At 53.7% G+C, this 12,438-nt stretch carries 8 protein-coding genes and 1 pseudogene; 3 read left to right on the forward strand and 6 right to left on the reverse strand.

Annotation, left to right across the window (positions count from 1 at the left end; translation table 11 throughout):
* Positions 1 to 451 precede the first annotated feature (451 nt).
* The 6 genes and pseudogenes from FHS82_RS20535 to FHS82_RS20560 form a co-directional block, all read right to left on the reverse strand.
* Entirely contained in the window at positions 452 to 2,158 is a 1,707-nt protein-coding gene (locus FHS82_RS20535; RefSeq protein WP_166956528.1) for a glycosyltransferase, read from the reverse strand.
* 121 nt (positions 2,159 to 2,279) lie between these two features.
* Entirely contained in the window at positions 2,280 to 3,245 is a 966-nt protein-coding gene (locus tag FHS82_RS20540; protein ID WP_166956531.1) for a polysaccharide pyruvyl transferase family protein, read from the reverse strand.
* Between the two features lie 182 nt (positions 3,246 to 3,427).
* Complete coding sequence (locus tag FHS82_RS20545; RefSeq protein ID WP_166956534.1) at positions 3,428 to 4,720, reverse strand: coiled-coil domain-containing protein; 1,293 nt, start codon at positions 4,718 to 4,720, stop codon at positions 3,428 to 3,430.
* Positions 4,721 to 4,767: 47 nt separating this feature from the next.
* A pseudogene (gene rfbA / locus FHS82_RS20550) lies at positions 4,768 to 5,659 on the reverse strand (glucose-1-phosphate thymidylyltransferase RfbA).
* Between the two features lie 320 nt (positions 5,660 to 5,979).
* Entirely contained in the window at positions 5,980 to 7,137 is a 1,158-nt protein-coding gene (locus tag FHS82_RS20555; RefSeq protein WP_166956537.1) for a DUF4214 domain-containing protein, read from the reverse strand.
* Positions 7,138 to 7,324: 187 nt separating this feature from the next.
* Complete coding sequence (locus FHS82_RS20560) at positions 7,325 to 8,362, reverse strand: hypothetical protein (RefSeq protein WP_166956540.1); 1,038 nt, start codon at positions 8,360 to 8,362, stop codon at positions 7,325 to 7,327.
* Between the two features lie 825 nt (positions 8,363 to 9,187).
* Here FHS82_RS20560 and FHS82_RS20565 point away from each other — a divergent pair.
* From FHS82_RS20565 to FHS82_RS20575, 3 genes are all read left to right on the forward strand, one after another.
* Positions 9,188 to 9,940: a SapC family protein gene (locus tag FHS82_RS20565; RefSeq protein ID WP_166956543.1), complete on the forward strand. Its 753-nt coding sequence runs from the start codon at positions 9,188 to 9,190 to the stop codon at positions 9,938 to 9,940.
* Positions 9,941 to 10,037: 97 nt separating this feature from the next.
* Complete coding sequence (locus FHS82_RS20570) at positions 10,038 to 10,871, forward strand: SapC family protein (protein WP_166956546.1); 834 nt, start codon at positions 10,038 to 10,040, stop codon at positions 10,869 to 10,871.
* A 489-nt stretch (positions 10,872 to 11,360) separates the two neighbouring features.
* Positions 11,361 to 12,380 carry an ABC transporter transmembrane domain-containing protein gene (locus tag FHS82_RS20575; RefSeq protein WP_166956549.1) on the forward strand — a complete coding sequence of 340 codons (1,020 nt, stop codon included), beginning with the start codon at positions 11,361 to 11,363 and terminating at the stop codon, positions 12,378 to 12,380.
* Positions 12,381 to 12,438 lie beyond the last annotated feature (58 nt).

The raw sequence follows: 12,438 nt of genomic DNA on the forward strand, positions 1-12,438 counted from the left end.
GCTCCGCGCCCGGCGCGCTTGCCCAACCCGAAACCGACCACTATCAAACCCAAGGACTCTCGTTATGAACGAGGGACGACCGGGGGGCAGGTCACGTCCAAAGCCGCTTCGTCCGACGCGCCACGCAAGCACCATACTGTCCACCATCGATAGTGGACACTATCCGCCTCTCTCAGCACGAGCCAGAGCGGTCAGACCGGACGGTTACGATTCGACAGGGGGGGCAGTTTCTCAGTTCGCCTGACAGCTCACGCCGATCTGATCCCCGAACACACCCGATCCCATGCCGCAATCATGCCCCGCCACCGCCAAGGCGACGCGGAAGGCCGCCGAAAAACGGTCGGGCTGACCACCACCACGGTTAATCAAACGGCGGCAGCAAACTGGGGGATTTTAAGCAGGCACTTCTGGGGAAATTGTAATCGGCATTGACAGCCGATGAACTTGATCATCATCGAGCCTGTCGGTAGCAAGTTCCGCGACCTGCCACACACCTATAAATCGTATGCAGGCGTGCTGCATAGCGCTTTCCCACGTTGAGCGGATGGAATATGGTGGTGTTGTTGAATTCGTCTGCCCCATATCTGGCTGCCTGGAGCGCTTCTACAGCCGCGTTGTGGTTGGGTTCCCCCCAATATTGATTCTCAGACCACGGGTACTGCCCGGTCGGAACCGCTACAATATCGGCTTCGACGAAAAGCTGGTTGCCCGCCTGCGCGAAGTCTACGTTACCCGACCAATAGGTCGCCACAACCTTGCGCCCCAACAGCACCGCTTCGGCCAGCGATCGACCGAACCCTTCTGCCCGATGGAGAGAAATCAGACAATCGGAAGACGCCAGCAGCTGCAGCAGATCTTTCCGCGCCAGTACAGCGTCGATGACGATCAGGCGAGGATCATGCGCTGCGGCTATGTATAGCTCGTCCATCTGTTGGCTATCTGCTGAGCCACGCATGACCTTGATGACGAGTCTGACTGAATCGTCGTCTGGAAATGCATCTCGGAAGGCTTTAATCGCGCCGAAAGGATTCTTGCGATGAAACGACGACAGGGCATCGAAGTTGCACATAAACACGAATTTGTTGTCAGGCAGTCCGAAGCGTTGCCGATCTTCTTCAACCGACGGAGCTATAACGGCTGGCGGCATATGCACGACAGGCACAGGCGAAGCAAGTTCATAAGCGCCTCTTACGTAGCTACTGATCGCCCATATCTCGTCGACAAGTGAGAAGCAAAACTCAAGTTCCGAAGGCCACTGCGGCAACTCCCAAGGCCATAATCCTATCGAGTACCGATTATGAAAGAGGCACAAACCCCTCTCACAAAACAGCCGTAACGTCTCCATTCCGGTCATGACAAACAGGTTGATCGGATAGACAGGCTCATCCACAACTTCAACAGGATAAGCATGAGGCGTTGTCTGTACATCAGAACCAGCGGGAAAGTCGAGAACACAGTGGTTTACCCCTGCTTCGAACAGCGCGCGCGACGCACAGCGCGCATCTTCCCCGATCCCCAGTTGTCCAAATAGATGACCAACAAGATTAACACCAGAATAAGACCAAGACGGCTCGGAACCCCGATCATCGGCAGCCGCTATGTTATCCTGTACGTCTATTCCAACCGGCTGGATCCGGTCGACAAGGTCCAAAAGCCATCGTGGATGCGGAAAAAGCGGCGGCAACCCATTGAAGATATGTTTGAAGTACCACCCTACAAGCTCTTGCCGGCCCTCGTTCCTATCGAGCGGAGTCGCTTCGGCCAGTTCCTTGCTGAAAGCACGCACGGCCAACGCAGCGTAGGGTAACGGAATATCTCCGCCTGTATACTGCGCCTCGATTTCAGTTGGAGACAGGTAAAGCGCGCGGATTTCTGGTCGCTGCATTACTTCACGCAGCACTGCATATTCTCGCAAACCGCTGGACAAGCACCATCCGAGAAAACAAAACCTGTCCTGCCTGTTTTCAAGGGACCATTTTTTCTGTAAATCCGGACGAAGCATCCATATGGCCGCCATGACAGCCAGCAACGGCACCTCGTTAGGTTCCGCCAGTTCTTCGAATGGCTCCAGAAAAGCCAGATATCGGTGGCGCGAGCCAAACTTTGCCTGCAATACTTGGCGGCTCAATGCAAGACCGACAGCACTGGAACTCGTCATTGTATGCTCATTTTTATCAATAGAGTTTGGCCCAGACGAACAACCTTTTCCCATACAGGATCGTGAGTCCTGGGCCGCCGAGTGCTTTTATCATATTCGGATATGCGCGTACGGGAGGATGTTAAAGCATGGTAAGCGGGAAGAGGCGAGATCCGACCGGTGTCTCATGCGAGACGGTGTTAAACAGGCGCGGCAGGCTATCGTCTTGTCCAGGATAAAAGCCAATTGTGGCCGTATTCGCCCCAAAAGCGTGAACACAGTTATGCTTGCGTTGAGATACGAGGACGTCAAGTTCTCCGATCAACGACTTCAGGCGAGTAGGCGACATTTCTTCTAGCCACCATGAGGGGTTGAGGATTTGCGGCAACACTATCTTCTGACGGATACCCAAGCGACTGACAAAGGAGGAGAACGCCGCCGCATCGTCTTCGGTCTTTTCATACTGATGGATCGTGCTAACGATGGGTACGAGCACGTAGTCCTCATAGGGCTTAAGAAAATCCAATATCAACGGTGCGTTTTCATCGACCGCACGGGCCATAATAGCCTGGTTGGTCAGTGAGATGCCGACTTTCCGTTCGTTCGGCAAGTTGAAATCGACGCTATCATCCTCAGGGTAGAAGCGTTCAGGGTAACGTGTCAGCGTTGGGGGGACCGACAGATCAAGCTTCCATCGCTTGACGATACGCAACGACGTGAAATCCCGCACAGAGAACGAAGCAAGCGACTGCGCGGCGCGCCGGATTTCCGGCGTTATCCATGACGAATCCAGGTTAGCAACGCCGATATTGTAAATGTGGCATTGAGCATTCCATGTAAGCGCGTCATTAATAAAGTTTAGAAACCTCGGAAGCATTGACAGCGTTCCAATACCTCCGCCGCCCAGAACAATTCTCTCTGGACGCAGCATCTTGGCTTGATTGAAATTTTCTATAAAACTTTCCGGTTTGATAAATTTTCCCGTGAAAGTGGGACGATAGCTCAGAACATGATTTTCACTCGAAGGGAATGCACGCACTGCGTCCAGCAGACAAAGCTCATCACCGAGATTGCCGAAACCGTAAGATCCTAGAAACAAGGTTTTCACGCGATACGATTCCTTTGCCTATCTGTGCGGGCACTCCCATACTAGGGCCTGCCATGTTAGAGTTTAGCGTGGAAACCCAGCCGAGGAGTGCCCTTGGCGCAATTTGGCCGGATATTAGTACATCAACGAGTGAGGCGCCAGTTTGGATCGCCTCAATGATTTACATGCATTTACATACGTTTCTAACCATCCCGGGGATCGGCCGCCCGTTTAGCAGACGCCCCATACTCGAGATACACTAGGAGCGGATTGCCTCCTTTTAGAGGCGCATCCCTATTGAGTTCATAATAACGTTTCGTGCTGAAACGTGGAGAGGGATCCCTGCCCTGCTTTCCACCAACCTCCAGATAGTGGTCAAGCGCATCAAGCCCCGATAGTGCCATGTCCGGATTCTGGCTTCGATACCAGCTTTCGTCAAATAAGCCGGACTGTTCGATAAGTCGCCGCTCGCGCTGACGTTCCTCACTCCTGAAAACAGGTGACTTAACGACAATACCTTTTTGGGGAGCTACCTCCGATTTCTGTGATAAGGTCGGAACTGTGCCTCCCCCCCGCTCACCAGCTTCCGTGACGAGGCGGGTGCCCCCCGTCCGCGCAGCTAGAAGCTTCTCTTTCTCCAACAACAGCCGGCTAAGCGTAGCAATTTCAGCGATCCTCTCCGAAGTCGTCGACTCAAGCACTTTGTTTCGCTCTTCCAGAGTATCGATTCTTCGGTCTCTCTGAATCAGTGTCTCACGTTCTGTCCTGAGGCGATCAGTAAAATCAGAAATAGTTTTCTTATAGCTCTCTATCTCTTTGTCTTTCTCAGAAACAGAAATATTTAATAATTCAAGTATCATCTGATTTTCGCTATTGGCGCGTTTTACCGAAGAAAGAAGCTCGCGAACAGCTTCGAGTTCACGTGATTTTTCAGCTTCAGAATTACGGATAACCTCATACGTATCATTAACATTCTGAATCAATAATAATTTTGATGCTAAATCATTATTCTCGGTCTTGAGTGACTTCAATTGGATGTCCCGCTGCGTCAAAGTTGCGTCTTTTTGCTGCACCTGCTCTATCAAAGTTCTATTGAGGATTTCCAATTCAAGAATTTTCCGATCCCGGTCGGAGAGCAACTTCTGGAAGCCGTCAATTACATCGGCCGCCGCTTCAACTAGGCGTTGAATCGCTTCGGTTTCCGATGTCTTAAGTTGCACGACTTGGTTAAGCTCTTCTATTCTACGCTGCTGGAGAGATAGAACCTTATCGACTTCCTTGGCTGAAAATCGATCAGCATCATCATCGATCAGCACCGCTTGCCTACCTACACCTATATCCGTGATTTCCGCTGTTGGCCTGAAAGGAGACTCTATAGCCTGGACCAATTCCCAGGCATGCCTCTTTTGCCCGACCGAGGAATCGGTTTTCTTCCGACCTCGCGTGAAAACGCGGAAGCTCGTTTTCAGTTTAGGTAGAAATCCATCCTTGGCCATTGCAGCTTTCCATACTACTAAACTGACGGCTACATTATTTTTTGAAACTATTTCATCATATCTTCAACTCGCAGTTCAGATTCCTCTGCAATCTGTATCAGATACTCTCCGTAACTGTTTCTACCCAGCTTTCTGCCTAACTTGGCGAGTCAATTACGATCAATATATCCCTTACTGAACGCGATTTCCTCGAGAGAGGCGATACGCTAGCCTTGACGTTTTTCAAGTGTGCAGACGAACCTTCCAGCACCGATCAGGCTGTCATGTGTACCGGTGTCGAGCCAAGGGAATCCACGCCCCATCTTCTTGACACGGAGTTGCCCTTACTCAATATAAAAGCGATTGATATCGGAAATTTCAAGTTTTCCACGTGCGGATGGCTTGAGGTTCGCTGCAATATCAACAACTTGTTCATCATAGAAATTAAAGACCTGTAACGGCCCAGTTCGAGCGTGGTCTGGCCGGCCTTTCCTCAATCGAACGGGCCTTGTTAGTGTCGTCAAAGGTCACGATCCCGTAACGTTCAGGCTCCCGGACCCTGTAGGCGAAAACGCTCGCACCACGTGGCTCGACAGTATGCAACAGCGATTCGAGGTCAGCACCATGGACAATATTGTCGCCCAGAATCAGGGCTGACGTTTCCCCCTGCACGAAGTCCGCACCAATAATAAACGCTTGGGCAAGGCCATCCGGGCTTGGCTGCGAGGCGTAACTGACCGAAATCCCCCATTGCGAGCCATCGTCCAGCAAACGTGCAAATTGCGGAATAGCATAGGGCGTCGAGATGATCAGAATCTCGCGGATGCCTGCCAGCATGAGGACGCTCAGCGGATAATAGAGAAACGGCTTATCGTAAATGGGTATTAGCTGCTTCACTATGGCAAGCGTCAGCGGATGTAACCTTGTTCCCGACTCCCTGGCGAGAAGAATTCCTTTCATGATACGCATTTTCCTCGATCTTTGGGATTCGGTGGAATGTACGGTCACAAAAACGGTCAACGTAGAATAGCGACCCCGTTATTGTATAGGAAGCGCGTCAATGTAAAAAACACGATCTTAAGACGAAAATAAAAACCCGACTGCAATGTAATTGCAGTCGGGCGCAAACAGCACAATAAAACTCAAATTTCTAATAATACTAAAAATCACATAGATATCCCCGCATATCGAATGCAGATCAAAAACTCACAGTGCCGTAATACACTAGTATTTCTGTGACAGCCCTCTTTTGGAAAAGGGAACTGTCACAATATTTCAGATCAGACGATCTGGTCGTCATCATCCGTGATGACGTGGATAACGTCGGCCGTCTTGTTTCCGCTCTCTTCCGCATAAACGAAGTCAAGCACAACATTAACGCGATCATCACCATCGGTCAGGCGGCCAATCCAGTAGTCGCGGCCTCCCTGGTCGGCGTCGCGCTGAAGCGTATTGTGATACAGCAGATCGACGAAGTCTTCGTTAGATAGCGTCGAAAGCGAGGACGCCTCCTCCGTATCGAAAATACGCTCTGCAATTTCGGCGATTGAGGCGCCGTCGCGATACATGTCGAGCCAGAACTTGAAGCCTTCGAACTCGGTGGTGCGATCGAACAGCGCTTCATAAAGACGGGCAACGGAGCCTTCGTTGTCATCGCTGGCAACCACGAGAGCACTGTCAGCCCACCGGAGATACTCGACACCGGTGACTTCCGACTGCTGGTTGCTCACCAGGTTGAATACCACGGCCTTGTCGCCTTGCCAGTCAATCTCGTAGTTCGCACGAGATGCCTCGACAACTGCAGCACTCGGATTGTTCGCCACGTCGGCAAAGGAGACAAGATCAATGCCGCTACCAGCCTCAACCGTATCCGAACCATCCGCAAGATAGAACGTGACGTTCCCGTCGCCGCCCCTGAGAAGATTCTGACCGTTACCACCGACGATCGTATCGTCACCGGAACCGCCAATGACCGTATCGTTGCCGGAACCGCCGGAGAGGTATGCAGCGAGATCGCCGCCGACGATCGAATCATCGCCCTCACCGCCCGACACAAGACTGGATGACTGTCCGATTTCACCCGCAAAACCCTGCGCAGCGGCGCTTCGCAGCACGATCGAATCGCTCCCGGACCCGCCGTAGACAACAACCGGCAAAGACCCGTCAACACTGACGACAGTATTTTCGGAAGTATCCAGAATGACGATCGAAACACCGGAGGGGATAACGATCTCCTCGCCCGAACCCTGCTTGATGAAGAGCAGATCGGTACCAGGCGGGATATCCTCACCTGGCGCATACTCGGCAATAGTGACGCTCTCGCCTTGCGGTATGGCATCCAGGATTCCCTGAATGGCCTGCTTCACATCATTCGGGAGCGTGGAATTCGCGATTTCATCGCGGGCCGCATCGGCTCCAAGATCATAAGTTACAGCCATAGTCTCTGTTCCTTGTCCTAGACAACCGAAACCAGCCAAATTTTATGGTTCCAGTTTATAAATAAAATGTAACGGCTTTACGACCTAGACAAACGGACTAGATCAAAAAAACATCTAAAACACCCATGATCGCACCCCTAAACCACTATAGCGCATTCCGGATGCGATCCGTTCCGTACTCAAACGATCAGGGAAGCTGCCCTTGGCCCGCCACGGACAACCGGCCACCGGAACTTCCCCGATACAATTTTACCCGCCCCGACTGGATGCCAGCCGGAACTCCGTTGGGACCCTTGCCTTCCACATCGGAGGCCCGCAGCTTGCGTACAAGCAAACGCACCCCGACGAGTGGAGATACCCCGTCCCTGGCTCTGGCCGACACCTCGCGACCAGACACCTTCACAAGACTGCCGTCCCTGAAGGCAGCCTCAAGCTCGAGATCGAATTGCTCGGCTTTCTCGTCCCGCAGCCGGAAAGAAATGGAAACTACCGGCAGCATCCTCTTGCGCGTGCCAACGAAATCCCCGGTCAGCGTCTCGGGAACCTCGCCCAATCCGGCAACCTCGCAGCCGTAACCGATATCGACCCCGATAGGCCGGCGCGGCCAATGGACAGAGAAACCCTCGATGTCTTCTTGCGCACTGGGCTCCCCGAGCCACTCCCCTGTCCGCGTCGTCACGTCTCCACGGTAGGCGATATGACCCGACATAAAGACCGGAAGCGCCTCGGACGCACCCGCCTCACGGCCCGCACTCTGCCGCAGAGCACTCTCGTCCCTGTCGGTTACGCGATCCAGGCGATCAAGCTTGAGCTTGACACCGTCATTACGCGCCGCTCCTTCAACAAATATCGTCACAACGACAACAGAATCGCTTGCGACAGATACAACAAGAGCGTCGCCCGGAGCCCGCAGCACACCGTCAGCGTTGTCCGGCCCATAAAACAGCCGCGCACCAGGATCTGAATCGGGCGCAAAGGACGCGACAACCTTTGGCGGAACGCCGCCATCCTCTGCAGCAATATACCGCAGCGCATATAAACCGCGCGAGACAGGCATGGCACGTGCATAAACGCGCCCGCCCGCCCGGGAAGAGCCAGCGGTTGCTACATCCACGCCGCCGTTAAACCGGGCACGCGCATCGATCGGAGCAGTGTCAACTGGCGCGCGCTGTCGCCTCGCCATGTCAATTGCCCGTTCGCCGCCGTCAATCGCATTGCCCGCCATGAGCACTCACTCTTCATGAAATTTACTGCAGCCAAAATACACGGGGTCTATATCAATTTCAACTGTTAATCAGGTTTATCTAGTTATATCCAATACGTACGAAAATTTTGTAATTTGTTATTCATGAGATGTAAATTTGGCATCAGCTTTTTCCATGCCATTGAAGCTGGGCAGTCGTAACATTTTTCCGGCCAAGTTCGGTATAACTGCTTATATCGCAAGGTGTCGACCTGCGCCTGCCGGCTAACAACGGAGCCATCTTGGCGGCTGTAAATTACAAGTGAGATTCCGATTGGCGATCACCGCTCACGCGCAAAATAGGCGGAGCCATTTGTCCGCTGAAGCGTTATCAACACGCATACCGATTCTCAATGAGCCGCACTTATCGAGAATCAGTATTGGCCTGGGAAGCGACTTTATCCTTTGTCTAATCAGGGGCGCCTTTTTAAGAACATCATCCAGCTGCTGGTCGCGGGCCCGGCCGAGGGCCAGGCATCGCCTGAAAACGTGGAACAGTACGAAACGTCCCATCGCTTTATAGGACTGTTCGCACAAGTTTCACGGCGCAAACCGGTTATTCCCTGCCCGTCCAAAGCGCAGGCCGGCTAGCGTCTGGTACCCTCGTGATACCGGAATGTCACCTAGCAGCGATACCTGTCCCGATGGCTATTCTGCTTTACGTTCTACCTGTATATATTTATCCGACGCTCGTGGTCGCATTTTCAGAACCGGCGGCGGACAACAAGGATTGTCGCCTGCCGCCCGCGGTCTCTACAAGGCCGCATTTTTCCATTAGCCTATGGGTCGATCTTCAACGGGATTCGCATGCTCTACTCAAATCTGCAGCCGCTTCCTCGCGATACGAAGACCGGTGTTCTGTATCGCGTCGGCGATTATCCGCATATCGCGTCTCTTGTAGCTATCCCTGTCGTCCTGGTGGAGATAGGCAATATCGCGCGCGAGTTCCCCGTCGTCTGGCAGTCCATGGGAGACAGACTTTCTCTCGTGGCGCTGACGGGGCTTGCGCCCGGCACCGGCCTTTCGGCCAATCGTGATATCACGAACGAGGATATCTCCCTTCTCGCGTTGAAAGCCTATCCGTTCACGGTTGCTCCCGGCGACTACGCAGCCTCCCGCCCGGTTCTCGTGGATCATGCCGAAGTCCGGCCGGGCGCGCAGCCCATTAATATGTATGATTCACATGGGCGCTTCACACGCGATGCGCTCATGCGGCTGGCAGCGACGCGCGTGTTTGCCCACAGCCAGGCCAAGACGGCCCGTTTTTCCCAGCTTCTGCATGCGGCCGGTCTGATGCAGCCCTGGGAGTTCGCGCTTCAGTTCGGCGAGCGCACCCTGTCGCTGGCTGGTCTCTATACGCTCACGCGCGATACGCAGGCTCTTTATGAAAAACTGACGCCGCTCGTCGAAGAGCTTGGGCATGAAATCGTTCAACTGGTGGAAGCCCACGAGATATCGCTTTTCCGTATGAACGATCTCGCCAGAAGCTTTGCGACGATCTCGTCGGCATGGACGCAAATACGCGCTCCGGCTGCCGGCAGCGCGGATAACGCCCCGTGATGTATACGAGTCATGCGATATCGTGCTATTCAAGACCTGATTACAGCTCTTCGCGCGAGAGTTATGTTGCCGCCAACAGGCGTTGAATGGGCCGGACATGCACAGCTTTTATGAACCGATATCCCATGCAAAACATGCCGGGATGCGTTGGTCGTTGCCTGCAAGGTTTGAATTCGCACAGGATCTGCGTCTGATCCAAGTGACGTTCCAGGAAATTCGCCGCGCCGCGAATTTTTATCCGTTATGTCTGCGCCAGACCGGGAATATTCTTGATCTCGTTGCCATCCTCGCCGATGAACAAGGCAAGAATATTCATATCGACGCAGCAGGAAAGTGGGCCACCGAGTACCTGCCGCTGATGCTCAGGGTTCATCCTTTCAGCCTCGTTCGCCGCGCCGGTGGCGATGACCTACTGCTGGCCGTGACCCACGATGGCGGCCTGTTCGGCAAGGACGGCGAGCATGACCTTTTCGACGAGCACGGCAAATTCTCGCCGGCGACGTCCATCGTGCTCGCCGCGCTGCAGACAGCGGAAACGCAGCGGCCTGCACTGCGGACGGCGTGCGAATTGCTCGCCACGCTCGATATCACCGTTCCTGTTCCTTCCGGCGCGCTGAACGGCGGGCTCCACCGTCAGAAATTGTTTGTGATCGATCCTGAAAAACTTGCAGCGCTCTCCGCCACGCAACGAGCAAGATATGTGGAACTCTATCGCTCCAACCCGTTCGCGCTCCATCTGGTGGAAGCCATTGTGTATTCCCAGAATAACTTTGCCTTCCGTTCGCTATTGGCCGATATGCCCCACGGCGAACGTCTGAAGCAGGTGCATCCTTCCATCACCCCTGAGCCGACTCCCGACGACACTCCGCCAGCCGAGGTCGACGAAAATACCTTCATTGATTATGGTGCAACGCTTGATTTTGGCAGCTAAGGAATTTATGGACCGAACGGCTTGTCGTTATTGTCCCCAAAATCTGCATTTTCGGGCCATCGTGCAACAGCACACCGCCTCATGGAAACACTGCTTTTCCAGCCACAGTCGTTAAAGTTATCCTCTACGCGACCGGGCCGCGCCAAACGCCGGCGTCTCCTCTACAGAATCCAAGCCGTTTCAGCATGCTTCCCTGGGGCACAGCATAAATAGGCAAAATCAAGGCGTTATTTACGGAATTTGCTGCGATTGATTTAAAGGCGCACTTACTATATATGCATACCGTTATCTTGATTTAGGTTTCTAACATCGGCAATCTGCATGTATCATTTCTTACTATCGTTTACCAAACTTCCTTGATCACGGCGGAATGTTGGATGTAGATGCCGTCGGAAGTATCCTTTTCCGTTGACTCTCCGGAAGCGTGAAGAGCCAACAGATGTTGATGTCGCTAACTGACGGGGTCGTAGCGTGCTCGGATCATCAGGAATGTCTGGTCGCCCGTCTGACGTTCACAAGGCTTCCACGCCTCTCGATCAGACGATCTCCGCAGCGCGGCCTGCTATTCTTGGATTGATCGGCTTCGGGAGCGTGACGAGTATTCTTTCTCTCGTTCCACCGCTCTACATGCTGAACGTCTTCGACCGCGTCATGACGAGCCGGAACATCACCACGCTCATCATGTTGACGGCGATCGCGCTTTTCCTCGTGCTGATCGGCGCGATCGTGGAGCGCATGCGAGCAACCGTCTCGCTGCGCGTCGGCGCCTGGGGAGACGAAAAGGTGTCCCCCGCCCTGCTGGCGGCCGTGCAGGATGTGGCGCTCCGGTCAGGACGGCGTGTCGACGTGCAGGCCTTGCGCGATCTTGACAGTTTTCGGGAATTCTGGACCGGTACCGGGCTCCAAACGTTGGTCAGGGCGGCTTGGTCTCCACTGTTTGTCATCGTTCTTTTTTTCCTGAATCCGCTTTTCGGATACATCGCTATTCTGGGTTTGCTGGTGGTTCTGGCCCTGACGATCGCCAACAATCACGCGACCCACAAGCCGCTCGGCAAAGCCGCGGCGGCCAGCCGCAAGGCAACGGCATGGATGTCAGCCACCATCCGGAACATCGAGGTCATGCATGCCATGGGCATGCGCCCGGCGTTTCGCAAGCTATGGCAGAAGGATCACAAGGAAGCACTGTTCTGGCAAAACGATTCCAGCGATAAATCAGCGGCTTATGTCGTCGCGTCGAGTTTCTTCCAGTCGGCTCTCGGGCTTTGTGTCCTTGCGTTGGGCATCTATCTGGCTATTCAGGGTGAAATTTCCGCCGGGGCTGCCTTCGTTTCCCGCATTCTCTTCGGGCAGGCCGTGGGGCCATTGACAGGTCTGATTGGCCAGTTGAAGGGCTACACGACGTCGCGGATATCGTACGACAATCTCCAGCACATATTCAGGAGTGCCGTGGACGATTCCGAGCGTATCGTTCTTGACCTGCCCCCCGGAAGTTCCCTCGCTGTGATGTAGAGTCTGCCCAATCTGAAAAGGAGCAGACGACATGAGGAAAAGCCGTTTCACCGAGGCG

It is taken from the genome of Pseudochelatococcus lubricantis, from assembly GCF_011762225.1.
In the GTDB taxonomy this organism is placed as follows: domain Bacteria; phylum Pseudomonadota; class Alphaproteobacteria; order Rhizobiales; family Beijerinckiaceae; genus Pseudochelatococcus; species Pseudochelatococcus lubricantis.

Bases quoted from the DNA above. Each gene is read 5' to 3' on its own strand.
- FHS82_RS20555 (WP_166956537.1), bottom strand. From the start codon at position 7,137: ATGGCTGTAACTTATGATCTTGGAGCCGATGCGGCCCGCGATGAAATC.
- FHS82_RS20565 (WP_166956543.1), top strand. From the start codon at position 9,188: ATGCTCTACTCAAATCTGCAGCCGCTTCCTCGCGATACGAAGACCGGT.
- FHS82_RS20560 (WP_166956540.1), bottom strand. From the start codon at position 8,362: ATGGCGGGCAATGCGATTGACGGCGGCGAACGGGCAATTGACATGGCG.
- FHS82_RS20545 (WP_166956534.1), bottom strand. From the start codon at position 4,720: ATGGCCAAGGATGGATTTCTACCTAAACTGAAAACGAGCTTCCGCGTT.
- FHS82_RS20570 (WP_166956546.1), top strand. From the start codon at position 10,038: ATGCACAGCTTTTATGAACCGATATCCCATGCAAAACATGCCGGGATG.
- FHS82_RS20575 (WP_166956549.1), top strand. From the start codon at position 11,361: ATGTCTGGTCGCCCGTCTGACGTTCACAAGGCTTCCACGCCTCTCGAT.
- FHS82_RS20535 (WP_166956528.1), bottom strand. From the start codon at position 2,158: ATGACGAGTTCCAGTGCTGTCGGTCTTGCATTGAGCCGCCAAGTATTG.